The 23541-nt window shown below is 67.9% G+C and carries 23 protein-coding genes; 11 read left to right on the top strand and 12 right to left on the bottom strand.

Features of this window, described 5'->3' with window-relative positions; all coding sequences use genetic code 11:
• Positions 1-5: 5 nt before the first annotated feature.
• The 5 genes from ACXJLH_RS04740 to ACXJLH_RS04720 all read right to left on the bottom strand — a co-directional run bounded on the left by ACXJLH_RS04740 (position 6) and on the right by ACXJLH_RS04720 (position 5877).
• Positions 6-737, bottom strand: a complete 732-nt coding sequence (locus ACXJLH_RS04740) for an ABC transporter ATP-binding protein (RefSeq protein WP_457442672.1) — start codon at positions 735-737, stop codon at positions 6-8.
• Positions 734-2527, bottom strand: a complete 1794-nt coding sequence (locus ACXJLH_RS04735) for a branched-chain amino acid ABC transporter ATP-binding protein/permease (RefSeq protein WP_457442671.1) — start codon at positions 2525-2527, stop codon at positions 734-736. The genes ACXJLH_RS04740 and ACXJLH_RS04735 overlap by 4 nt, the downstream gene beginning before the upstream one ends.
• Positions 2514-3551 carry a branched-chain amino acid ABC transporter permease gene (locus ACXJLH_RS04730; protein ID WP_457442670.1) on the bottom strand — a complete coding sequence of 346 codons (1038 nt, stop codon included), beginning with the start codon at positions 3549-3551 and terminating at the stop codon, positions 2514-2516. Before ACXJLH_RS04730 ends, ACXJLH_RS04735 begins: the two co-directional genes overlap by 14 nt.
• A gap of 77 nt (positions 3552-3628) precedes the next feature.
• Positions 3629-5320, bottom strand: coding sequence for an ABC transporter ATP-binding protein/permease (locus ACXJLH_RS04725; protein ID WP_235532117.1), 1692 nt, complete (start codon positions 5318-5320; stop codon positions 3629-3631).
• 128 nt (positions 5321-5448) lie between these two features.
• On the bottom strand, positions 5449-5877 hold the full coding sequence (locus ACXJLH_RS04720) for a BON domain-containing protein (protein ID WP_457320212.1): 429 nt from the start codon (positions 5875-5877) through the stop codon (positions 5449-5451).
• Between the two features lie 195 nt (positions 5878-6072).
• Here ACXJLH_RS04720 and ACXJLH_RS04715 point away from each other — a divergent pair, with 195 nt between their 5' ends.
• Both ACXJLH_RS04715 and ACXJLH_RS04710 read left to right on the top strand, forming a co-directional pair.
• Positions 6073-8052 carry an AsmA family protein gene (locus ACXJLH_RS04715; RefSeq protein ID WP_457442669.1) on the top strand — a complete coding sequence of 660 codons (1980 nt, stop codon included), beginning with the start codon at positions 6073-6075 and terminating at the stop codon, positions 8050-8052.
• Positions 8053-8085: 33 nt separating this feature from the next.
• Positions 8086-8247 carry a DUF1328 domain-containing protein gene (locus ACXJLH_RS04710; RefSeq protein ID WP_082533043.1) on the top strand — a complete coding sequence of 54 codons (162 nt, stop codon included), beginning with the start codon at positions 8086-8088 and terminating at the stop codon, positions 8245-8247.
• A gap of 139 nt (positions 8248-8386) precedes the next feature.
• On the opposite strand, the gene ACXJLH_RS04705 is transcribed toward ACXJLH_RS04710, so the two are convergent.
• A complete protein-coding gene (locus ACXJLH_RS04705) occupies positions 8387-8857 on the bottom strand; it encodes a hypothetical protein (RefSeq protein ID WP_457442668.1) in 471 nt (156 codons plus the stop codon).
• Between the two features lie 104 nt (positions 8858-8961).
• On the bottom strand, positions 8962-9417 hold the full coding sequence (locus tag ACXJLH_RS04700; protein WP_056204720.1) for a MarR family winged helix-turn-helix transcriptional regulator: 456 nt from the start codon (positions 9415-9417) through the stop codon (positions 8962-8964).
• A gap of 236 nt (positions 9418-9653) precedes the next feature.
• Here ACXJLH_RS04700 and ACXJLH_RS04695 point away from each other — a divergent pair, with 236 nt between their 5' ends.
• The 4 genes from ACXJLH_RS04695 to ACXJLH_RS04680 all read left to right on the top strand — a co-directional run bounded on the left by ACXJLH_RS04695 (position 9654) and on the right by ACXJLH_RS04680 (position 15552).
• A complete protein-coding gene (locus ACXJLH_RS04695) occupies positions 9654-10901 on the top strand; it encodes an MFS transporter (protein WP_457442667.1) in 1248 nt (415 codons plus the stop codon).
• A 224-nt stretch (positions 10902-11125) separates the two neighbouring features.
• Positions 11126-13054 carry a TonB-dependent receptor plug domain-containing protein gene (locus tag ACXJLH_RS04690; protein ID WP_457442666.1) on the top strand — a complete coding sequence of 643 codons (1929 nt, stop codon included), beginning with the start codon at positions 11126-11128 and terminating at the stop codon, positions 13052-13054.
• Entirely contained in the window at positions 13054-13605 is a 552-nt protein-coding gene (locus ACXJLH_RS04685) for a YfiR family protein (protein WP_056204725.1), read from the top strand. Before ACXJLH_RS04690 ends, ACXJLH_RS04685 begins: the two co-directional genes overlap by 1 nt.
• The gene (locus ACXJLH_RS04680) at positions 13606-15552 is read left to right on the top strand and encodes an ATP-binding protein (protein WP_457442665.1); all 1947 of its coding nucleotides are present in this window, start codon (positions 13606-13608) and stop codon (positions 15550-15552) included.
• Here the strand turns inward: ACXJLH_RS04680 and ACXJLH_RS04675 are convergent.
• Together ACXJLH_RS04675 and ACXJLH_RS04670 are read right to left on the bottom strand one after the other, a co-directional pair.
• Positions 15549-15680 carry a hypothetical protein gene (locus ACXJLH_RS04675; RefSeq protein ID WP_457442664.1) on the bottom strand — a complete coding sequence of 44 codons (132 nt, stop codon included), beginning with the start codon at positions 15678-15680 and terminating at the stop codon, positions 15549-15551. The two genes, ACXJLH_RS04680 and ACXJLH_RS04675, sit on opposite strands and share 4 nt — an antisense overlap.
• 18 nt (positions 15681-15698) lie before the next feature.
• Positions 15699-16700, bottom strand: a complete 1002-nt coding sequence (locus ACXJLH_RS04670) for a thioredoxin family protein (protein WP_457442663.1) — start codon at positions 16698-16700, stop codon at positions 15699-15701.
• A 79-nt stretch (positions 16701-16779) separates the two neighbouring features.
• Between ACXJLH_RS04670 and ACXJLH_RS04665 the strand changes: the two genes are divergently transcribed.
• Both ACXJLH_RS04665 and ACXJLH_RS04660 read left to right on the top strand, forming a co-directional pair.
• Positions 16780-17376 carry a TetR/AcrR family transcriptional regulator gene (locus tag ACXJLH_RS04665; RefSeq protein ID WP_457442662.1) on the top strand — a complete coding sequence of 199 codons (597 nt, stop codon included), beginning with the start codon at positions 16780-16782 and terminating at the stop codon, positions 17374-17376.
• Positions 17377-17395: 19 nt separating this feature from the next.
• Positions 17396-17815 (top strand): organic hydroperoxide resistance protein, encoded by a 420-nt coding sequence (locus ACXJLH_RS04660; protein ID WP_457442661.1) that lies wholly within the window; start codon positions 17396-17398, stop codon positions 17813-17815.
• Here ACXJLH_RS04660 and ACXJLH_RS04655 read toward each other — a convergent pair.
• Positions 17812-18714 (bottom strand): LysR substrate-binding domain-containing protein, encoded by a 903-nt coding sequence (locus tag ACXJLH_RS04655; RefSeq protein WP_457442660.1) that lies wholly within the window; start codon positions 18712-18714, stop codon positions 17812-17814. The two genes, ACXJLH_RS04660 and ACXJLH_RS04655, sit on opposite strands and share 4 nt — an antisense overlap.
• 98 nt (positions 18715-18812) lie before the next feature.
• Here ACXJLH_RS04655 and ACXJLH_RS04650 point away from each other — a divergent pair, with 98 nt between their 5' ends.
• Genes ACXJLH_RS04650 through ACXJLH_RS04640 form a run of 3 tightly spaced genes read left to right on the top strand, consistent with a single transcriptional unit; the run spans position 18813 to position 20144 of the window.
• Positions 18813-19550 (top strand): SDR family NAD(P)-dependent oxidoreductase, encoded by a 738-nt coding sequence (locus tag ACXJLH_RS04650; RefSeq protein ID WP_457442659.1) that lies wholly within the window; start codon positions 18813-18815, stop codon positions 19548-19550.
• Between the two features lie 4 nt (positions 19551-19554).
• A complete protein-coding gene (locus ACXJLH_RS04645; protein ID WP_457442658.1) occupies positions 19555-19920 on the top strand; it encodes a nuclear transport factor 2 family protein in 366 nt (121 codons plus the stop codon).
• Between the two features lie 2 nt (positions 19921-19922).
• Complete coding sequence (locus tag ACXJLH_RS04640) at positions 19923-20144, top strand: tautomerase family protein (RefSeq protein ID WP_056204744.1); 222 nt, start codon at positions 19923-19925, stop codon at positions 20142-20144.
• 85 nt (positions 20145-20229) lie between these two features.
• Here the strand turns inward: ACXJLH_RS04640 and ACXJLH_RS04635 are convergent, their stop codons facing one another.
• Together ACXJLH_RS04635 and ACXJLH_RS04630 are read right to left on the bottom strand one after the other, a co-directional pair.
• Positions 20230-20352: a hypothetical protein gene (locus tag ACXJLH_RS04635; protein ID WP_457320187.1), complete on the bottom strand. Its 123-nt coding sequence runs from the start codon at positions 20350-20352 to the stop codon at positions 20230-20232.
• Positions 20353-20365: 13 nt separating this feature from the next.
• Positions 20366-23482 carry a TonB-dependent receptor gene (locus ACXJLH_RS04630; RefSeq protein ID WP_457442657.1) on the bottom strand — a complete coding sequence of 1039 codons (3117 nt, stop codon included), beginning with the start codon at positions 23480-23482 and terminating at the stop codon, positions 20366-20368.
• Positions 23483-23541: the final 59 nt, after the last annotated feature.

Below are 23541 nucleotides of genomic sequence, written 5' to 3'. Positions count from 1 at the left end.
TCAGTTCAATCCTTGCGCCCCGCACCAAGATACGTCTCAATCACCCTCGGATCCGCCGCCAGCTGATCCGCCGGCCCGCTGAGCCCGAACTCCCCCGTCTCCAGCACATGCCCGTGGTCGGCCACGCGCAAGGCGGCACGGGCGTTCTGCTCGACGAGCAGGATGCTGACGCCGCTCGTGCGCAGGTCCTCCACGATGGTGAAGATCTCGCGCACGATCAGTGGCGCCAGGCCCAGGCTGGGTTCGTCCAGCATCAGCAGCTTGGGCTGGCCCATCAGCGCGCGGCCCAGGGCCAGCATCTGGCGTTCGCCGCCGGACAAGGTGCCAGCCGCTTGCGCGCGGCGCTCCTTCAGGCGCGGGAAGCGCGTGTAGACGCTGTCCATGCCGTCGCGCCAGCGCTTGTCGCCGAGCTTCTTGGGCCGCCAGCCGCCGAGCAGCAGGTTGTCCTCGACGGTCATGGTGCCGAACAGCTCGCGCTTCTCGGGCACCAGGGCCAGACCGGCGAGCACGCGCTCTTCCAGCGTCAGCTTGGCGATGTCTTCGCCCGCAAAGCGCAGCCTGCTGCTGCGTGACGGGATCAGGCCCATCAGCGCGCCCAGCAGCGTGGACTTGCCGGCGCCGTTGGGGCCGATGACGGTGACGACGCTCTTCTCCGCCGCGGTGAAGCTCAGGCCATGCAACACCTCGGCACGCCCATAGCCGGCGTGCAGGTCGACGACCTCCAGCAAGGCGCTCATTCGTCCGCTCCCAGGTAGGCCGCACGCACCGCCGGGCTGGCCTGTACTTCGGCGGGCGTGCCCTCCGTCAGCCAGCGACCGAACTCCATGACGACGATGCGGTCGGTCAGCCTCATGACGAAGTCCATGTCGTGCTCCACGAGCAGCAGCGACAGGCCCTCGCCCTTCAGCTGCCGCAGCACTTCGGCGAGCGCTTCCTTCTCCTTGTGGCGCAGGCCGGCGGCGGGTTCGTCCAGCAGCAGCAGCGACGGGTCGCTGGCCAGCGCGCGGGCGATCTCGACGAGGCGCTGCGGCCCCAGCGCCAGGTTGCCGGCCAGCTCATGGGCTTGGTCGCCCAAGCCGATGCGGCGCAGCTGGCGCATGGCCTCGGCGCGGGCCTGAGCCTCTTCGGCCGCATTCAGGCCCAGCATCGCGCGCAGGGTGCCACTCTTGGTGCGCAGATAGGTGCCCAGCGCGACGTTCTCCAGCACCGTCATGTCGGGCACCAGCTTCACATGCTGGAAGGTGCGGCTCAAGCCGGCGCGGGCGATGTCGCGGCTCTCGCGGCCGTCCATGCGTTGACCGAGCAGCTCGACCTCGCCGCTGGTGAGCGGCAGCACGCCTGAGACGAGGTTGAAGGTCGTGCTCTTGCCGGCGCCATTGGGGCCGATGAGCCCGACGATGTCGCCGGCGCGGATGACAAAACTGATGTCGTTGACGGCGACCAGGCCACCGAACTGCTTGCGGATCTTGCGCACGTCCAGCAGCGCCGCGCCGGGCTGCGGGTGGCTGCGCGCGCTCAGGGCCGGCACCGATTCGTCCACCGCCTTCGCACGGCCCGCCGGCAGCCAGCGTGCAATCAGCGGCCACAGCCCATCCGGCGCAAAGCGCAGCACCAGCACCAGCACGACGCCGAAGACGATGATCTCGTAATTGCCCGAGCCGCCAAAGACCATGGGCAGCACGACCTTGAGTTGGTCCTCGGCGAGCTTGACCAAGGCCGCGCCGGTGAAGGCGCCACCCACCGTACCGATACCGCCGAGCACGGCCATGAAGAGGTATTCGATGCCGAACTTGATGCCGAAGGGCGAGGGGTTCACGCTGCGCTGCATGTGGGCATACAGCCAGCCCGACACCGAGGCCAGCAGCGCCGCGACGACGAACATGATGAGCTTGTAGCGAAAGGTCGATGCGCCCATCGCCTCGGGCATGGTCGAGCCGCCACCGCGGTTGGTGTTCAGCGCCCGCATGATGCGGCCCGGCCGGGAGTCCAGCAGCCGCGTGACGCCCAGGGCCGCGAGCAGGGCCGCGAGCCAGATCAGCAGATAGATGCGGCGCTCGCTCTGGAAGCTGAAATCACCGAGCGTGATGGCCGGCAGGCCGAGCAGGCCGTCGTACTTGCCCAGCGCCTCCAGGTTGCCGACGAGGTAGTACAGCGCCAGGCACCAGCAGATGGTGGCCAGCGGCAGGTAGTGGCCCGACATGCGCAGCGTCAGCGCGCCGATGACCAGGGCCAGCACCAGCGTGATCGCGAGGCCCGCCACCAGCCCCAGCCACGGCGACATGCCCAGCGCGTTGCAAAGATAGCCGGTTGCGTAGGCACCGACACCGGCAAACGCGGCCTGGCCAAACGAGGTCAGGCCGCCGACGCCCGTCAACAGCACAAGGCCGAGCACGACCAGCGAAAAGAGGCCGATGTAGTTGAGCTGGGTGATCCAGAAGTCCGGCACCGGGACAAAGGGCAGGACCAGGACAGCGATGGCGGCAGCGATGGCGAGATGCGTGCGGTTCATCGCGTCAATGCTCCTCATGGTGCGGGTCCACGAAGGACCGCCAGAGGAGGATGGGCAGGATCACCGTGAAAACGATGACCTCCTTGAAGGCGCTGGCCCAGAAGGAGCCGAAGCTCTCGATAAGGCCGACGCCGATCGCACCGGCCAGCGCCATCGGGAAGCTGGCCAAGCCGCCGAACACCGCGGCGACGAAGCCCTTCAGGCCGATCAGGAAGCCGGTGTCGTAATAGATGGTCGTCGACGGCGAGATCAGCAGGCCCGACAGCGCGCCGATGAAGGCCGCCATCGTGAAGCTCAGCGAGCCGGCCGCATCGCCCGAGATGCCCATCAGCCGAGCGCCGGTGCGGTTGATCGAGGTGGCGCGCAGGGCCTTGCCCATCAGCGTGCGCTCGAAGAAGAAGAACATCGCCACGAGCAGCGCGATGGAGGCGCCGAAGATGATCAGCGTCTGGCCCGTGAAGCTCAGCGGCCCGACGTCGTAACGCGCTTCCCAGAAGGCCGGTGTGCGATAGCCCTCGGCACCGAAGAAGACCAGGCCGACGCCGGTCAGCGCGAAGTGCACGCCGACGGACACGATGAGCAGCGTCAGCACACTGGCGCCGGACAGCGCGCGGTAGGCCAGGCGGTAGAGCAGCGGGCCCATGGCGGTGACGATGGCCAGCGTCAGCAGCACTTGCATCCACAGCGCGGGCTGGCGCTGGACGATCGACGGCGTCGCCACAGCAATGGCGACGGGCAGGCCCAGCGGCATGATGAGGCGCGACTTGAAGCGCGCCATCGGCCAGCGCTCACGCAAACCCTGAATCACGTCCAGCACAGCGCCCGCAATGGCCATCATCAGCAGCAGCCACACGGTGCCCGGCACCTTGCCCATCTGCAGGGCGGCCAGCGTCAGCGCGCCGAAGGCGACGAACTCGCCTTGAGGAATGAAGATGACGCGGGTGACCGAGAACACCAGCACCAGGGCAAGGGCGACCAGCGCGTAGATCGCGCCGTTGGTCAGGCCATCCAGGCCCAGGATCGCGGCAATCGTCAGGTCCATCGGGGAGGCGCGCAGGCTAGCAGCAGGAAGTGCGCGGATCGTAGCGACGATTTCCTACTCGACCCTTGCGCGAACCCTCACTTGTCCGGCTTGTCAGCCGGCCGGCGCGGCGTCTTCGCCAGCGTCCAGCGCCCCCCACCGGTCAGCTTCAGCACATGGCGGTGAAAGCCCGCCACGGCGGCGCGGTGGGCGATGCTGATCAGGGTGGTGCCGCGTTCGGCCAGCCGCTGGTACAGCCGCTTCTGGTTGGCATCATCCAGCGCGCTGGTGGCCTCATCCAGGATGGCCAGGCGCGGCGCATGCACCAGCAGGCGCGCGAATGCCAGGCGCTGCTGCTCGCCGCCGCTGAGCAGCTTTTCCCAGTCCTCGCTACGGTCCAGGCCGCTGTCGCCTTCGGCGAGGTGGCGCAGCTGCACCTCGTCCAACACCTTCAGCAGCGCCTCGTCGTCGAGCTTGCTTTGCGTGCTGGGGTAGATGAGCTGGCTGCGCAGCGTTCCCACCTGCAGATAGGGCCGCTGCGGCAGGAAAAAGACATCCTCGCGCGGCGGGTGCAGTACCTGGCCGCTGCCCTGGGTCCACAGGCCGGCGATGGCGCGCAGCAGCGAGCTCTTGCCACAGCCACTGGCACCGGTGATCAACAGTGAGCCGCCTTCCGGCACGTGCAGGGAGAGCTTTTCGACCAGCACCCGGTCACTGCCCGGCGCGTGCACGGTGAGGTCCTTGATGTTCAGCTCGCGGCCTTCCTGGCGGTCGATGCCGGCCTCGGGCAGTGCCGCATCCAGCACTTCGGTCATCACATGCAGGCGGTCGATGCCGGCAACGAAGCGCGAGAGGCTTTCGAAGTTGTCGATGATGAGGGACACCGCCCCCAGCACCGCCGCAAAGGCGCCGCCGGCCTGCACTGCCTGGCCCACCTCCAACCGGCCGCCAAGCACGTCGGCGGCCAGCACGACGCTGGGCACCAGCAGGCTCAGCTGGCTGAAGGCCCGCTGGAAAAGGTTGAGCCCGAACTGCGCGCGGATCAGCTTGCGTGTGTTCAGCAGCGTGGCGCGCAGGCGCTGCTGCAGCTGGTGGCGCTCCTGGTCTTCGCCGCCATAGAAGGCGATGGACTCGGCGTTCTCGCGCACGCGCATCAGCCGGAAGCGGAAGTCCGCCTCGCGCTTGAGCTGCCAGTAGTTGAGCCGGATCAGCGGCCGCCCGAACAGGCCGAGAGACAGCAGGGTGCCGGCCACTGCGTAGACGACGAGAAAGCCCACCAACGAATGCGACAGCGACCACAGCACGGCACTGAAGGCCACCAGTTGCATCAGCGAGCCCAGCAGGATGAGCAGGAAGTGCAGCGACCGGCTGGTGAAGGTGTTGATGTCGTCGGCGATGCGCTGGTCCGGGTTGTCGATCTCGTCGCCGGCGATGTGGAAGTAACGGCGCTCGCGCAGATAGCCGTCCAGGAAGCGGTGGGTCAGCCAGCGCCGCCAGTCGTTGGCATAGGCGTCGCGGGCGTAGTAGTAGATGGCAAAGATAGGCACCGCGAAGGCCATGATCCACAGCATGGCGCGCACCGCGGCCCAGAAGCGCGGCTCGTCGCGCGCCGCCAGTGCCGAGGTCAGCTCGCCGGTCTGGTTGTTCAGCAACACGGCGAACTGCGTCTCGGCCAGCATCAGCACGATGAGCCCGACCAAAAAGGCCCAGGCCCAGACGCGCCGGTCGCCCACCCAATAGGGTTTGGCCACGGTCATGAAGCGTTTCAATGCAGAAACAGGGGCGGCCATGAGTAAGCGATTGCAGTTGTCTAGACAAGGCTATCGTTACGGCCGGCGGTGGACTGTCGGACGGCATGCCGACGCGGCCAAAGCAAAGGCGCCCTCGCGGGGCGCCTTTGCTTTGGCGAGTTGCAGGGTCAGCCGTTGCGGGTGACCACCAGCTGGTTGTTGACCTGCTTCACCCCGTCGATGGCCGCGGCCAGCGTCGTAGCGCGCTCGCGCGACCTCGGGTCGGGCGCCTGACCGGACAGCGTCACCTGCCCGTCACGGGTGTCGACATTGATCTGTGTGGCCTTCAGCTGGTCATCCACGGCCAGCGCGGCATTGACCTTGGCCGTGATGTTCATGTCTGAAGAAACGCGGGCTGTCGCATCCGCGGCCTCGCGCGCCGACATGCGGGCGTCGGCCAGGACTTCGCTGCCTTCGCGCTTGGCATCGGCCACGGCGTTGTCCGCGCGCTGGCCGGCGCTCAGTTCATCGTCGGGCTGCCGGCTGCAGGCGCCAAGCGCAGCGGCCATGGCGAGGGTGGCCAGCAGGGGCAGGCGGGCAGTGGTGTGCTGTTTCATTGGGGCGTCCTTTCCGGTGCGAGGCCATCAGGCCGGTTTTCATACTTTGGACGTCTCTGGCCGCGCCCGATTTCGGCCCAGGCGCCGATCGCCTGTCGGACCGAACCGACAGGCGCGTGTGTCAGCCAGCGTCCTACAGGCATGGGGCCCCCCGTCCCACGCCGGTCCCGGCAACCGGCCGCGAGCATGGCCTTCATGAAAGTCGCCGTCACCATTGCCGGCGCCGTCGTGCTGGTCGTCATTGCCGTCGTGGGCATGGATCTGGCCGGCTGGCCCGGCCTCGCGCCCCGGCTGGCCGCCCAGGCCGAGCGCGGCCTGGACATGGACGCCGGTGCTCGGCTGCACCTATTGTGGAAACCTCGGCTTGAGGCCCCCCGGCTGCGCGTCAGCGGCACCCGCGGCGAGCCCCTGGCCGACGCCAAGGACGTGCTGCTGAACTGGCAATGGGGTGACATCTGGGCCTGGCGCCGCGGCGCACCGCTGCGGCTGCGCCTGGTACAGGCCGAGTCCTTGTCCCTGAACTGGCAGCGTGACGCCGCCGGCCGCACGGCCTGGCCGGTGCAACCCTCGGGCGCCCGCGATGAGCCGGCCGAGCTGCCGCAGATCGACCACCTCGTCGTCCGCCACGGCAGCGCCCAGCTGGACGATGCGCCGCTGCTGTTGGTCGGCGACGCCCGCTTCGCGACCCAGGCCGACGGCAAGTGGACGGCCGATTTGAAGGGCAAGCTGCGCGGCCAGCAACTCGCGCTGAAGGCCGAAGCCGGCGCCGGGCTGGCCCTGCTCGCGCCCGCCGACACCGGCCTGCCGCCGGTGCAGCTGCGTGCCGAACTGACCCAGCGTGACGGCCGCATCGCTTTCGCCGGCACGGCCGCATCGCTGCTCGACGCCCGCGCGCTGGACGGCCAGCTGCAGGTGCGCGGCAACTCGCTGGCCGACGTCGGCCGCCCTTTCGGCATCACCCTGCCCAGCACGCCGCCGCTGGAGCTCAGCGGGCGGCTGCAGCATGCCTCGGGCGTCTGGCAGCTGGGCGGTGCCCGTGCCCGCATCGGCAAGAGCCAACTGGCCGGCGATTTCAGCTTCGACACCCGCGAGAAGTCAACACGGCGCCCCATGCTCAGCGGCATGCTGCGTGGCGGCCCGCTGCGCCTGGCCGACTTAGGCCCAGCCGTCGGCGCGGATGCGCCACCCAGCCGCCCGGGCCGCGTGCTGCCCGACCGGCCGCTGGACCTGCCGTCGCTGAGCACGATGGACGCGCGCGTCGCCGTCGCGCTGACCCAGCTCGACCTCGGCAGCGCCAAGCTTGCGCCGCTGGCACCGGTGAATACCAGCGTGGTGCTGGAAGGCGGCGTGCTGACGCTGGAGAACTTCAATGCCGGCGTGGCCGGCGGCGAGCTGGCCGGCCGGCTGCGGCTGGACACGCGCCCCAGCCCGCCGCTGTGGCAGGTGCATGCCGACGTACGCGGCATGGCCATCGAGCAATGGTTCAAGTTCCAGGCCAAGAGCCTGAGTGAACACCCCGTGACCGGCCGCATGCGCGCCGACATCGACGTGCAGGGCCACGGGGGCAGCACGGCCGCATTGCTGGCCAGCCTGAATGGCCCTATTCGCCTGCAGCTCGACAAGGGCAGCATTTCCCATCTGCTGACCGAAGCCACCGGGCTGGACCTGGCTCAAGGCCTGGGCATCCTGCTGCGCGGCGACAAGAACCTGGCGCTGAATTGCGCCCGCCTGGACGGCAATTTCAAGGCGGGTGTGCTGAGGCCACGCTCGGCCGTGGTGGACAACCGCGACAGCCGCATCGACATCGACGGCCGCATCAGCCTGGCAGACGAGACACTGGACCTGCGGGTGGTCGCCAGGCCCAAGGACTTCTCGTTGCTGACGCTGCGTTCACCGGTGCGCGTGCAGGGCACTTTGGGCGACCCGCGCATCGCCCTGGAGGGCAAGGCCCTGGGCGGCAAGGCCATTGCCGCCATCGCCCTGGGGGCGCTGGCGCCGCCGGCCGCCCTGCTGGCCTTCGTCGATCCCGGGGAGGACCTGCCACCCGTGAGCTGCGATGGCCCGGCTGCGGCGCCACGTGCGGATGCGAGCGCCAAGCCGGCTGTAACCGCGTCGGCGGCTTCCTACCCGGCAGCGCGGCGGGGGCCGGCACCCCAGCACCAGCGCCAGCCCTAGATTAGCGATGCCAACAGTCCAAGGAGAAACCTCATGCTGCGTTACGCGATCATCTTCTTTGTTGTCGCCCTCGTGGCGGCCCTATTCGGCTTTGGTGGCATCGCCGCCAGCGCCGCAGGCATTGCCCAGCTGCTGTTCTATGGCTTCATCATCCTGGCCATCATCAGCCTGGTGGTGGGGCTGATGCGCAGATAGCGACTCGGTTCGTCCCTGCGCGTGGCCCGCGTTCAGCTTCGAGAAGAAGCGCGACGCGGGCCACGCTTTTTGGTGCAGTTCCGACAGGCCTGCCACAAGCTGACAGGCTCGGAGCAAGGATCAATCGACGGCCAGGCGCTCAACGGCCGCGATGGGGCTGTTCCTGGATGGCGTCGAGGAACTCGCGCAGCGTCTCGCTGCAAGGCCCCTGGGGGCAGAGGAAGAGGCCTTCGGCCTCGGCGGGCACATCGGCCGCAAAGCCCAGTGTGCTCAGCGAATTCATCGCGTCGCCGCATAGCGCCACGGTGCGGCCGCAGCGCCAGGCCATTTTCAGCAGGGCTTGCAACTTGGCGCAGCCGGTTGGTGCGGCCCAGGCGTCGGAATTCAGCACGATAAGGCCGTCGGCCCAATCCGCCTCGACGGGCGGCTCGCCGAACTCGTCGTCCAGACGCCAGTCCACGCGATGCACGCTGCTGTTTGCCGCCAGCACCGCCAGATCGGCCTCGCAAGCCTGCATCACATCGGCCGTACCGACCACGCAGATCAGCACATCCGCAGCCTGCGAAGGTGCTGTTTCCAGCCGGGGCGGGCTGTCCATCATCGTGTCCATGATTGCATCTCCGCAAATCGGGATGCTTCACTCTCGCGCGGCCACCTCCGCACCCGCGTGAGCCTGCGGCGCGACGCCGTGTAGGACGGCGCGCCAGGCCCGCCTCAGTCCCCCAGGCGACGCTCCAGCATCGCATCGACGCTGTCCGCCAGGCGGCTCAGCAGCCCGCCGAGCACCGCCACCTCCTCGGCGCTGAAGCCCTGCAGCGCCTCCGCGCTCAACGCCTGCATGACGCCGCGCGCCTTGGGCATGCGCTCGCGGCAGGCGGTCGTCAGCGAGATGAGGCGGCTGCGGCCGTCCTCGGGGTCGGGCACTCGCTCGACGAGGCCGTCTCTTTCCATGCGCGCAAGCAACTGGGCCATGCTGGGTTGCTCCACATGGGCCAGCCGCGCCAGCTCCGCCTGGGAGCGCGGCTTGCCGTCCTTCAGCGCCATCAGCACCGGCAGCTGGCCCAGCGCGAAGCCCTGCTCGCGCAGCAATTGATCGGCCATGCGCTGGAAACCGCGGTGGACATGTCCGATCAGCTTCAGCGGCGGTTGGGGTTCTCGAGGCTCGGGCATGGGCGCACAGAAAAGACCGATGAACGATCCTTGACTTTATATAGGCGCCTATCTTAATATGAATAGGCTCCTATGCAGCTGGACTGCCCCTCAGTCCATCAGCATTCCCAGGCTCTGCTGCCATGTCCGGGCACGCCCTCGCGCACACTGCGTGGCAGTCCCAACGCCGCCATCGAGCGGCACGCCAGCGCCCCACATCCCCCCATCAGGCCCCGCGCCTGCCACCGCCGCCGCCCATGCCCGAAGCCACCGCTCCAGCCACTGCCCCGCCGCTCGCCTTCACCCCCTACCAGCGCTTTGCCACCGGCCTGCTGACACTGCTGCAGTTCGCCGTCATCCTGGACTTCATGATCATGTCGCCGCTCGGCGCCATGATCATGCCGGCGATGTCGATGACAGCCCAGCAGTTCGGCCTGGTCGTGTCGGCCTATGCCTTCAGCGCCGGCATCTCCGGCCTGCTGACGGCGGGCTTTGCCGACCGCTTCGACCGCAAGAAGCTGCTGCTGTTCTTCTACGGCGGGTTTCTGCTCGGCACGCTGTGGTGCGGCCTGGCCACCAGCTTCGAGTCGCTGCTGATGGCGCGCATCGTCACCGGGTTGTTCGGCGGTGTCATCGGCTCCATCGTCATGGCCATCGCCGCCGACCTCTTCGAGCCGGCACTGCGTGGGCGCGTCATGGGCCTGCTGCAGGGCGGCTTTGCGGCCAGCCAGGTGCTGGGCCTGCCTTTCGGCCTCTACCTCGCCACGCACTGGGACTGGCACGCGCCCTTCATGGCGCTGGTGGCTTTCGGAGCGGTCGGCGGCCTGCTGATCGCCTGGCGCATGAAGCCGGTGGACGCCCACCTGAAGCTGCAGAGCGACCGCAGCGCCTTCGCCCACCTCTGGCACACCGTCGCCAAGGCCCGCCATGTGCACGCCTTCGTCATCACGGCGCTGCTGACGACCGGCGGCTTCATGATCATGCCGTTCGCCAGCGCCTTCTCGGTGAACAACGTCGGCATCGACCTGCAGCACCTGCCCATGGTCTATCTCGTCACCGGCATCAGCACGATGTTCGTCGCGCCGCTGGTGGGCCGCCTCACCGACCGCCTCGGCCCGCTGCCGGTGTTCTACGTCGGCAGCGCGATCACCATCGCCATGGTGGCGATCTACACGCGGCTGGGCACGTCATCGCTGACGACGCTGATCGTCGTCAACGTCATCCTCTTCGCCGGCATCTTCTCGCGCATGGTGCCCTGGCAGGTTGTCGTCACCGGCATCCCCGCGCCGGAGCAGCGCGGCGCCTTCACGGCCATCAATGCGGCGTTGCAGCAGCTGGCTGGCGGCCTGGCGGCGCTGGTGTCCGGCCATATCGTGAGCATTGGCACCGACGGCAGGCTGGAGCACTTTCCGTGGGTCGGCAACGTGCTGATCGGCACGACGCTGATCGTCTGTGTGCTGCTGTGGCAGTTGCAGAAGAACGTGCCCAGGAAAAGTCCACGCTGACGAGCAGGCAGCGCCCCCCCGGCCCGGCGGCCAGGCGGATGCTGGCGCCATTGCGCGCTGCCACTCACCCGACGTGCCCGAATCCCGGCGCAGGCACGCAGCGCCCCTGAAACGAGGCGTTTGTCACGGGTTGCCGTCTGGTGCCACATGCGGGCCGATGTCGCGTTGCCGCCATCCGGTCGCTGCGTTATCGTCGAGCGACCGGGTCACCGTTGGGAGGGTGCATGGGGCAGCCACAAAGCCGGGCATGTTGCATTGCAGCAGCTGCGCTATGGGCGGCGCCCGCGGCGGCCCAGGCCCCTCTGGTCGACCTCAGCCTGGAAGAGCTCGGCAACGTCACCATCACCTCCACTGCCAAGCGTGAACAGCGCCTGGGGGATGCGGCGGCCTCACTCTTTGTCATCACCGCCGACGACATCCGCCGCGCCGGCGTGACCCGCCTGCCCGAGGCCCTGCGCCTGGCGCCGAATCTGCACGTCGCCGAAACCTCGAGCGGCGACTATTCGATCAGTGCACGCGGCTTCAATGCCGGCTCGGCCAACAAGTTGCTCGTCCTTATCGACGGGCGCTCGGTCTACACGCCGCTGTTTGCCGGCGTGTTCTGGGACGTGCAGGACGTGGCACTGGAAGACATCGATCGCATCGAGGTCAGCAGCGGCCCCGGCAGCACACTGTGGGGCGTCAACGCCGTCAACGGCGTCATCAACATCATCACGCGCAGTGCCTCGGCCACGCGCGGCAGCCTGGTATCGGCGGCGGCGGGCAGCCACGAGCGCGACACGGTGCTGCGCCATGGCTGGTCGCTGGGCGACGGCGGCGACATGCGCCTCTACCTCAAGCACACCAGCCAAGGCCGCACCGAAACGGCGGCGGGCACGCCCGTGGAGGATGCGGGCCACATGCTCAGGGGCGGCTTTCGCGCCGACTGGGGCCGCGGCAACGATCGCGTCACACTGCAGGGCAATGCCTATCGCGGCAACCACGGCCAGCCGCTGCCGGGCAGCATCGACGTCACAGGCGTGAACTTCGCGCTGGACACCATCCGGCTCTCCGGTGCCAACCTGCTGGCGCGCTGGGATGGGTCAGTCGGCGGCGGCGGCGAACTCAGCGTGCAGGGCTATCTGGACCGCACCGTGCGCGTGAACCCGCCCACCTTCGACGAGACGCTGGAGATCGCCGATTTCGAAGTGCAGTACACGTTGCGGCCCACGCCTGACCACACCGTCGTGCTGGGCGCCAACCATCGCCGCTCGCAGGACCGCGTCGGCCACGGCGCGCCTGAGTTCGCCTTCCTGCCCGAGCGACTGAACCAGGCCTGGACCAGCCTGTTTGTTCAGGACGAGGTCGCGGTTGCCGAGGGCCTGCGCGTGACATTCGGTGCGCGTGTCGAACGCAATGACTACACGGGCAACGAGTTCCTGCCCAATCTGCGCCTGGCATGGAAGCCCTCGCCCGGCCAGCTGTGGTGGGCTTCGGCCGCGCACACGGTGCGCGCGCCCTCGCGGCTGGACCGCGACATCTACATCCCTGCCCAGCCGCCTTTCATCCTCGACGGCGGCGCGGGCTTTCGCGCCGAGACGGCCAATGTGCTGGAGCTCGGCTACCGCGGCCAGCCACTGCCCGCACTGACGCTGTCGGCCACGGCCTTTCATGGCAACTACGACCATCTGCGCACCCAGGAGCTGGCGCCCAGCGGCACGTCGGTCTATTTCGGCAACGGCATGAAAGGCCGCGTCAGCGGCCTGGAGGCCTGGGGCAGCCTGCAGGCTGCGTCCTGGCTGCGCCTGCACGGCGGCGTCACGCTGCTGAGGCCGCGCCTGCAGCTCAAGCCGGGCAGCATCGACACCGCCGACTCCGTGGCCGCCGCCTCCGGCGCCATGCCACGCCAGCTGTGGCGGCTGCGTGCGGCCTTCAACCTGCCCAGCGATGCCGAACTGGACCTCATGCTGCGCCATGTCGGCGCCCTGAGCGCGCCAGACGTGCCGGCCTACACGGCCGTGGACCTGCGCCTTGGCCGGCGCATCGGCCCCGATGTCGACCTCGCGCTGGTGGCCCAGAACCTGTTCGGCAGCCACGGCGAGTTCACCGCCATTCAAACCCGCACCGAGTTCGGCCGCAACCTCATGCTCCAGATGCGCATGCGCTTCTTCTGATGAAGGCCGCCCGCCTCGCCCGCCGAACGCTGCTGCTCGCGGCGTTGGCCATCGCGGGCGGCGCACGGGCGGGCGACGATGACGGCCTGGCCGAATACCAGGTCAAGGCCGCCTTCGTCTGCAAGTTCGGCAACTACATCGACTGGCCGCCACAGTCGCTGGGCCCGGTCGGCGAGCCGTTTCGCATCGGCGTGCTGGCCAGCGAGGCGGTCGTCGAGGAGTTCCGCCGCACCGCCACGGCCACCTCCGTGGCCGGGCGGCCCGTCGAGGTGCGCCGGCTCGTGCGCGGCGAAGTGCCAGAGGGCGTCCACGCCCTCTTCGTTTCGCGCGGCATGGTCTCCTACACACCCAACCTGCTCGCGGCCGTACAAGGGAGGCCAGTCCTCACAGTCACCGAGTTTGACCCCGGCGGCGCAATGGGCATGATCAATTTCGTCGTCATCGACGACAAGGTGCGTTTTGACATCCTGTTGCCGCCCGCCACGCAAAGCGGCCTCAAGATCAGCGTGCGCCTGCTCGGCGTCGCGCGTCGGGTTGAAGGCAAGTCATAGATGTTCAGGCTCTCACTCCAACGGAGACTGCTCGGCGTCACGATGTTGACGGCCCTGGTCGCGTTGCTTGTCGCGCTGGGCGCGATGGTGGCCTATGACCTGAAGTCCTATCACGAAGGCTGGGTGGCTGATCTCAAGGCCCAGGCCGAGTTGCTCGGCCATTCGACGGCGCCGGCGCTGGAGTTCGACGACGTCAAGGTGGCCAGCGAGAACCTTGCGCTGCTGCGCCTGCAGCCGCGCGTGCGTGCCGCCGCCATCTACGGCGCCCAGGGCGAGCGCTTCGCCTCCTACACGGCCGCTGGCGCCGACGCGCCGCTGCCCGCGCATGCTGAAAAGCAGGGCGTGCACCGTGCCGACCGCGACATCGCCGTCGCCCTGCCCATCGTGCAGGACGGGCGCGCCATCGGCAGCGTCTATCTGCGCGCCGAGTACGCGCTGCATGACCGCGTGCTGACCTATCTCGGCATCGCCGCGGTGGTCGCCCTGGCCGCGCTGGGCATCGCTTTCCTGTTTTCCATGCGGCTGCAGCGCGCCGTGGTGCAGCCCATCCTCGCCATCAGCGATGTGGCCCGCGACGTCATGCAGCGCCAGGACTATTCGCGCCGGGCCGCCAAGATGACCGACGACGAGGTCGGCGTGCTGGCCGATTCCTTCAACGGCATGCTCGGTGAGATCGAGAAGCACGCCCAGGAAGTCATGCGGCTCAACGAGCAGCTGGAAGCCCGCGTGCACGAGCGCACCGCCCAGCTCGAGACCTCCAATGAGGACTTGCGGCTCGCCACCGCCGTGGCCGAGAAGGCCAACCGCGCGAAGTCGGAATTCCTGTCCAGCATGAGCCACGAGCTGCGCACGCCGCTGAACGCCATCATCGGTTTCGGCCAACTGCTGGGCACCAACATCGCTGACGCCAAGCCCGAGCGGCGCCAGGAGTTTGTCGGCCACATCGTCGGCGCCGGCAAGCATCTGCTGACGCTGATCAACGAGATCCTCAACCTCGCGCGCATCGAGAGCGGCCATGTGGAGCTGTCGGTCGAGCCGGTACCGCTGGATGATGTGCTGTCCGAGTGCCGCAAGATGATCGAGCCGATGGCCAGCCAGCGCGCCATCGCCACCCAGTTCGTCAACAGCAGCGGCTGCGTGGCGCTGGCCGACCGCATGCGGCTCAAGCAGGTGGTGCTCAACCTCGTCAGCAACGCCATCAAGTACAACCGCCCCGGCGGCTCGGTGCGCGTGGACTGCGACCGGTTCAATGCCGGGCATGTGCGCATCTCGGTGAAGGACACCGGCGCCGGGCTCAAGCCCGAGCAGGTCGAGGCGCTGTTCCAGCCCTTCAACCGCCTCGGCCAGGAGGGCGGCCCCGAGCAAGGCACCGGCATCGGCCTGGTCGTCACCCAGCGCCTGGTCGAGCTGATGGGCGGCCAGATCGGCGTGCACAGTGTGCCCGGCGAGGGCAGCGTGTTCTGGGTCGACCTGCGGGCCAGCGAACTCCCCGCCGTGCCGCACGCCGAAACCGACTGGGGCGACCTGGCCAGCCTGACGGCCGCGCCGCGTGAGGGCGAGGCGCCAGCCACCGTGCTCTATGTGGAAGACAACCCCGCCAGCCGCCAGCTCGTCGAGGAGCTGCTGGCCGCACGCGGCGACATCCGGCTGCTGACGGCGCCCGACGGCCAGCGCGGGGTCGAGATGGCCCGGCAATATGTGCCCGACGTCATCCTGATGGACAACAACATGCCGCGCATGACGGGGCGCGAGGCCCAGTCCATCCTGCACATGGACCCGCGCACAGCCCATATCCCCATCATCGCGCTGACCGCCAACGCCATGCCCGATGCCGCGGTGGCAGGCCTGGCCGCAGGCTTCTTCCGCTACCTGACCAAGCCGCTGGAGCCGCGGCGGCTGCTGGAGGCGCTGGACAGCGCGCTGGCCACCGCGCGGGCGCGACGCTAGACGGCTGCCGCGGGTTTCTGCTGCTGATCGCGAAAGCGCCGCTGAGCCAGCACCAGCATGCGGGCGAAGGAGACGACCGGGCGCAGCGGCTGCGGCCGCGGAACCGTAGGCAGGGGCAAGGTGTTCATCTGAAGTCCTCAGTGAAGTCAACCGAAGGTGAAGGCATAGGCGCGGGCGCCGGGTGCATCGAAGCGGATCTCGAAAGTGCGTGCGCGCACCGGGCCTCGCTGGCGCACCAGCTGATAGAGGCGCTCGCCACTGGCCAGGCCGCGGCCGTCGGCGCCCACGTCCAGGCCCGCGTCGGTGCCAGGCGGCTGGCCGTCGAGGGTGATGCGGAATGGCAGCGGCTTGCCGTCAGTTGCGGGACCAAGCACGAGGTGCAGGTCGCGCGCTTGAAAGCGCAGCGCCACGCTGCCGCTGTCGCCCGACAGCTCGGCGTACTCGGGGCGCACGGTCCAGTCGCCGGCCAGCGACCACTCATTGAGCCGGGGGATGCCACCGGCATAGCGCTTGAGGCGGTCGGGCAGGATGCCGCGGGCTGCACCGTGCCTATGGCCGAGATAGGTCTCGGGTGAGCGCACGTTGGCGATGTCGGGCGCCAGGCCGATGCCGGTCGCCGCAACCTGGGCCATGCCCGCCTCCGGCGCCTTGCCGGCCTCGCGCAGCAGCTCGCGGATGACCTGCTCGGCACGCTCGTAGTCGCCCTCGCCGAACTGGTGGTGGCGCACGCGGCCCTGGGTGTCAACGAAATACAGCGCCGGCCAGGCCTGGTTGCCAAAGGCGCGCCAGATGGTGAAGTCGTTGTCGAGCACGATGGGGTAGTCAAGCTGGCCGTCTTTTGCCGCCTTGCGCACACGCTTCGCGTCGCGCTCGAAGCCGAACTCCGGCGCATGCACGCCGACGACGACCAGGCCCTGGGGGCCGTACTTCTGCGCCCACGCGCGCAGGTACGGCAGGGTGCGCTGGCAGTTGATGCAGGAGTAGGTCCAGAAGTCGACCAGCACGACCTTGCCGCGCAGGCCGGCGAGTGCCAGCGGCGGTGAGTTGATCCATTCGCCGCCACCGTCCAGGCGCGGTTCGGCCGGGGCGTGGGTGGTCATGAACAGGGCGAACGCGGTGGCGATGGAGAGCTTTCTCGCGAAGTTCATGACGTGGAACTGCGGGTTGCGAAATCGATGGCGTTCATTATTATTGACCGATCGTTCAAAAACAAGTCCAATTCGCTTCATGGCAAGACCTTCTGAATTCGACAGGGACGAAGTCCTCCACCGCGCGATGGAGGTGTTCTGGTGTCAGGGCTTCGAGGCGACGGGTATGCCCCACCTCGTCGAGGCCATGGGCATCGGCCGTCAAAGCCTCTACAACGCCTTCGAGAGCAAGCGCGGCCTCTTCCTGGAGGCCCTGCGCCTTTACCAGGCCGAGCGCGCCCAGTCGCTGCAGAAGGTGCTGGCATCCGCGCCCTCGCCGCTGGCCGGCATCGAGACGCTGCTGACGTCCATCGCCACCTCCAGCGGCGTGGCGCGCACGCGCGGCTGCATGTCGGTCAACACCGCCGCCGAGATCGGCACCAGTGACGAAGAGGTCGCCGCCATCCTGCGCGAGGGCGCCAGGCGCTCCAAGGCCGACGTCGCCGCCGCGCTGGCGCAGGCCAAGGCGCAGGACGAGCTGCCGCCCACGCTGGATGAGTCCGCGGCCGCCGACTTCGTGCTGACCGTCATGCGCGGCCTGCGCCTGAGCGCCAAGGCCGGTGCCCCCGTCACCGAGACCCGCAATGTCGTGCGCCTGGCCCTCGTGGCCCTGCGCCATTTCCACGCCGAAACCTGACCCACGAGGAGCCCACACCATGCGCGCCATCGAGAAAGTCGTCTACACCGCCCACACCCACACCGCCGGAGGCCGTGAGGGCTGGGGCAAGTCCAGCGACGGCGAACTGGACGTCAAGCTCAGCCCGCCCGGGTCGAACAAGCCGGGCACCAATCCCGAACAGCTCTTCGGCATCGGCTACTCGGCCTGCTTCATGGGCGCGATGCGGCGCGCCGGCGCGCCGCTGGGCATCCGCGTGCCGGACGAGGTCAGCATCGATGCTGATGTGTCTCTCGGCACGACGGCCGACCAGGGCTTTGCGCTGGCCGTGAAGCTGACCATCAACCTGCCCGGGCTGGATGCCGAGCAGAAGAAGCAGCTCGTCGACGGCGCCCACCAGCTCTGCCCCTACTCCCATGCGACGCGAGGCAACATCGACGTGCGCTTCGAGATCCTCTAAGCGCTCAAGAGGAAATCCACGAAGCACCTCACCCGCAGCGGCACATGGCGCTGGTGCGGGTAGAGCAGGTTGAAGGGCCGCGAGCGGCCGCCCAAGGGCTTGAGCAGCTCGACGAGGCGGCCCTGGCGCAGCTCTTCTTCCACCGTGAAGCGGTAGGCCTGGAAGATGCCGGCGCCATGGCGCGCCAGCGTCACGCCGGCCAGCACGTCGTCGGAGCAACTGGTGCCGCCCACGGTCGGCCGCTCGACATCCTTGCCGTCGACACGGAACAGCCAGGGGATGGTGCGGCCGCTGCTCGGCAGCTCGAACTGGATGCAGTCGTGCTGCGCCAGCTCGTCGAGTGACTGCGGCTCGCCGCGCAAACGCAGGTAGTCGGGCGCGGCGACCAGCACCAGCTCCGCGTCTTCCAGGTGCCGCGCGATCAGCGTCGAGTCGGCCGGCGCGCGCACACGCACGGCGAGGTCATAGCCCTCGGCCGCGAAGTCGATGTTGCGGTTGCTGACGTGCACATCCACGCGGATCTCCGGGTAGCGCTCGCGGAAGGCCGGCAGGCGCGGCAGCAGGCGGTGGTGGCCATAGGTCGTCGGCACGCTGATGCGCAGCAGGCCGCTCGGCGCCGCCTGCCGGCCGCTGACTTCGCGCTCGGCCTCCACCAACTGGTTCAGCACCTGGCGGCATTGCTCGTAGTAAGCCTGGCCCGCGTCGGTGAGGCGGATCTGCCGCGTCGTGCGCACGAACAGGCGCACGCCCAACCTCTCTTCGAGGCGCGCCACCGTGCGGCTGACGGCCGCCGGCGTCACGCCCGCCGCCGTAGCCGCCGCCGTGAAGCCACCCAGCTCCGCCGCCGCGCAGAAGAGCTCCAGGCTGCCCAGCATCAGGTCGTCGAATTGCCGATTCATGCCATCACATCATGTAAATACTGAAGTGGCCATGATCTTATTTATTGATCACGACGTCGCCAATAGATTTGAGTCCATCGCAACCAATGGAGTCATCCATGAACCACCGTCCTCGCACCGTCATCGTCACCGGCGCCTCCAGCGGCATCGGTCTGGCCATCGCTGCCGCCTTCCTGAAGCAGGGCGACAACGTCGTCGCCAACGGCCGCAACGCCGAGCGCCTGCAGCAGGCCGCCGTCGAACTCGGCAAGCCCGACAACCTGCTCACCGTCGCCGGCGACGTGGCCGACCCGGCCACCGGCACCCGCCTCGTACAGGCGGCCATCGAACGCTTCGGCCGCGTCGACGTGCTCGTCAACAACGCCGGCATCTTCAACGCCAAGCCCTTTGTCGACTACACGCCGGCCGAGCTGGATGCCCTCGTCGACACCAACCTCAAGGGCTTTGTCTACCCGTCGCAGGCCGCGGCCCGCCACATGGTGGAGCGCAAGGCCGGCCACATCATCAACATCACGGCCGCCATCGCGTCGCAACCCATCCAGGGCGTGCCAGCGGTGTTGCCGGTGCTGATCAAGGGCGGCATCAACCACGCCACCCGAGCCCTGGCGCTGGAGCTGGCACCGCACAACGTGCAGGTGGCCGCCGTTGCACCCGGCATCGTCGACACGCCGATGTACACGGCCGACATGCATGGCTTTTTGAACACGCTGCAGCCGGCCGGCCGCATCGCGACCGTGCAGGAGATTGCCGATGCGGTGCTCTATCTCGCCGGCGCGGCCTTCACGACCGGCGTCGTGCTGCCCGTGGATGGCGGCATGAGCTCCGGCAAGTGGTGATGCCATGACCGACCGCGAAGAACTGCTGGCGCTGCTGCAGCGCTATTTCGACGGCCTCTACCGTGGCGATGTGGATCTGCTCGCGCAGGTCTTCCACTCGCAGGCGCGGCTCTACGGCGAGGTCAGCGGCCAGGTGCTGCTGCGCGACGTCGAGCCCTATCTGCAGGTGGTGGCCAAGCGGGCCAGCCCGCAAAGCCAGGGCGAGACCCAGCGCATGCAATTGCAGGCCCTGCGCATCGACGGCTCGGTCGCGCTGGCGACGGCGCGCTGCCAGATGCTGGGCTTCGACTACCTGGACCAGCTCAGCCTGCTCAAGGATCGCGGCCGCTGGTCCATCGTTGCCAAGCTCTACACCCATCAGGAGACCTGACCGTGCCCTACATCCGCATCGAGATCACCCGCGAAGGCGTGACGCTGGATCAGAAGAAGCAATTGATTGCCGAGGCGACCGACCTGATGGTCCGCGTGCTGAACAAGGACCCGGCGGCCACCTTCGTCGTCATCGACGAGGTCGACACCGACAACTGGGGCGTTGCCGGCCGCACCGTCACCGAGCTCCGGCACGAGCGGGCGGCGGTGCCAATAAAAAGATGAGGGCGCTCGCCATCGGCCGGCGAGGACCCTCATCGAAACACCAGCGGGCCACACCCGGACCGCTGGCGGAGACACAGGCGATGAATCAGAAGCTGGCGCGCAGACCCACCTGGCAAGTGCGACCCGGCTCGTAGATCGCGTACGGCGCGTTGGCCAACTGGAAGCTGGTGCGCTGCGAGGCGCGGGTCAGGTGGACGACGCCGAACATGGCCTGCCTCTGGTCAGAACTTCATCTGAGCGGTCAGCTGATAGGTACGGCCCGGATCCCAGTAGCCACGCACGGCGAGCTCTTCCTGGATGTAGGACTTCTGCGTGGCCTTGTTCAGGTTGGCAACGTCAAAGTTGAGCGACACGCCCTGCTTCCAGCCTACCCAGTCGCCGATTTCGAGACGGGTCGAGAGGTCCGCCTGGTAGTAGGCCTTGTTGTACTTGAACATGGTGCCTGCCGGGATGGAATCCGTGTTCTTCGACTCGAACGGAGTCCGGGCCTGGTAACTGTTGCTCAGGCGGATGGAGCCGCGGCTGTTTTCGAAGTACACGGTCAGGTTGGCCGTATAGGGCGCCGCGCCAATCGGCACCTGGCCACTGGTGCCTGCATCCTGCTTGGTGCGGGTGTAGTTGGCGTAGAAGCCGAAGCCGTTGATCGGCAGGAAGCGGTCCAGCGACTGCGCCCAGCTCAACTCCCAGCCCTTGAGCTTCATGATGTCTTCCGTGTTGAGCGGCTGCGACAGCGGAATGTTGAACTTGTCAGGGCCGCCGGCCGCAGTCACCGCCAGGTCGATCGCGCTGCCCGCCGCGTACTGCAGCGAGTCGGCACCGAACTCTTGGCGGATCTGCGACAGCGTCATCTGGCGCACGACAGTGCGCGGGAAGTTCTTGATCTTCTTTTCGAAATAGGCCGCCGCGAGATAGCTGCCCTTCTTGTCCGTGTACCACTCCCATCCAAAGTCCAGGTTCTTGGACTCGAAGGGCTTGAGCCCCGGGTTGGTGGCGGTGGCGTTGGACAGGGCCACGTCATTGGACGTCGCTCTCAGCGGCTGCAGCGCCTTGGGGTCAGCACGGGTGATGGCCTTCGAAGCCGCCGCGCGGACGATCATGTCGTTGGTGAGGCTGTAGGCCAGCGTGCCGCTGGGCAGGGTGTTGCTGTAGGAAGTCTGGCCCATCGTCTCCGTGACGAGGTTCGGGTACAGGCCGCCATTGGTCTGGCCTGCATTGCGCGGATCGGCCACGTTGCCCGTGTACGCGCCGACGCTCTGCGAGGTGCGCGTGCGGCGCAGGCCCGCGTCATAGCGCAGCAGGCGGTCGAAGACACGCGTCTGGCCGGACACCTCGATGTAGTTGCCGAAGACGTTTTCACCGAAGTCCTGCGGCGACGCGCCGCTGAGGGCGTTGCTGCCCGCTTGCTGGACCATGTTGGCGGCGATGTTGTCGTAGCCGGTGGCCCCAGCGAAGCGGTTCCAATCAATCGTGACAAAGCCGTTGGGGCCGGGCACCAGGTACTGGGAAATGTCCGGCACGGCCGAGCCCTGATAGGCCAGCGCGGGCCCGCCAGCCGTCGAACCCTTGCCGTAGCCAGGGTATTGCGTCGCCGGGTTGGCCGTGATCGGAATGATCGCGCAGCCATTCGGGTTGGTGGTGTTGGGCGCGTACATGCGCACGTTCAGGTTGCCACCGCAGACGACGTTCTGCAGACGGCCATCGTCGTTGAATGGCGTGATCAGGCGGTGGTAGGTGTCATAGGCCATGCCGCCCTTGAGGGTCAGGCTCTCGTCACCCCAGGCCAGATTCCAGCGTGCACCCCTCGTCTTGATCTCGCGGTCTTCACGATTGACGCTGATCTGGGCGCCCGTCGCGTTGCCGTGGTGATCCCAGGTGTAGCCGGCCGGGCTGTTCGGGTCGAAGCCGTTGGGCGTGTAGACCGGGAAATTGGCGTTGGCGCCGATCTTCACCGTGAACGGCTTGGCCGCGTCGGTCGGGACCAGGAGCGTGGGCGCGGTGCGGCTGAATTTGCTGCTGGCCTGATTGGCCTGCGCGTCCAGCGTCCACTTGTCGGAGATGCGCCATTCGAAGCCCGGGTTCACGGACGTGAAGCTGCTCCTCTCGTCCATGCGGCGGTATTCAAGGAAACCGGTGCCGTTGAGGAGGGTGCCGCCCGTCACGAAGCAGTAGACCGCGCAGTCACTGCGGTCATAGCTCATTGCCGAAGGGATGACGGCGCTGTTGCGGACGTTGATGTCGAAGTCGACACGCTCCTGCTTGCTGGTCTTGCTGCCAGTCAGCAAATCAAGGTAGGCGTCGAAATCTGAGGTCGGGCGGAACTCGAAGCTCAGCAGACCATTGGCACGGTTGCGCTCACCAGAGAAGTTCACCGGGCGCGGCAGGCGCGGCATGTAGCCGTTGTCCAGTTGCTGGATCGTGGCATTGGGGTTCAGCTGTTTCAGCAGCGCCATATCGACGGACTGGCCGGCTGCCAATGTCGTCGAACCATAGGTACCGGCGGCCGCAGCGGGCACAGTCGTCGGGATGCCCCAGGCACCGTTGGTGGTTGAGGTACCCGCGCCGGTCTGCAAAGGGTTGGTCAGACGGGGCGTGACCCAGTCGGTACCGTCCTCGAAGCCGCGCGTGGTGATCTTGTTGCGGGCGAAGGACACGCCGGCCAGCACGCCGAAGGTGTCGCCGAACGTCGTGCTGTAGAGCGCCGTGCCGCGCGTGCTGGGCTTGGGCGCGGGGTCGTTCTTGGCCAGTTGCAGCTTGACGGTGCCGCGCGTGCCGGCCTTGTCGAACGGGCGGGCGTTGCGCATGTTCACGACGCCGGCGATAGCGCCTTCCAGCATCCCGGCCGTGGGGCTCTTGGACACCGTGATGCGCGAGAAAAGGTCGCCCGGCATGAAGTCCAGGTCGACTTCGCGGTTGGCGCTACCGGCACTGCTGAAGCTCGTGGAGGCCGATGCGACGGGGTTACCGTTCATCAGGATGCGCGTGAAGTTGGAACCCAGGCCGCGGACCTGGATGTTCAAACCCTCACCCGTCACGTCGCGGTTCACCTGGACGCCGGGGATGCGCGAGATCGACTCGGCGAGGTTGTTGTCCGGGAACTTGCCGATGTCTTCGGCGTGGATCGAGTCCGACAGGCCGATGTTCTCGCGCTTCGAAAGCGCCGAGGCAGCCAACGAGCTGCGGATGCCGGTCACGACGACCGTCTCCAGTTGCTGGGCCGATGGTGCCGGCGCGGTCTGCGCATAGGCCTGCGTGATCAGGCCGGCCAGCAGCGTGGTGCCCACGGCCAGCTGTCGATCCAGGCGGGCGCGGCGGCGCGGCTGCGAATTGGTCTTGCTCATCTTGTCTTTGTCTCCTGATTGGTTCTATGACGCCGTCATCATCAAAATGGTAGCGCGCA

It is taken from the genome of Roseateles sp. P5_E4 (genome assembly GCF_054049255.1).
The sequence above is the reverse complement of the archived record's forward strand: the minus strand, read 5'-3'. Positions and strand labels throughout refer to the sequence as shown.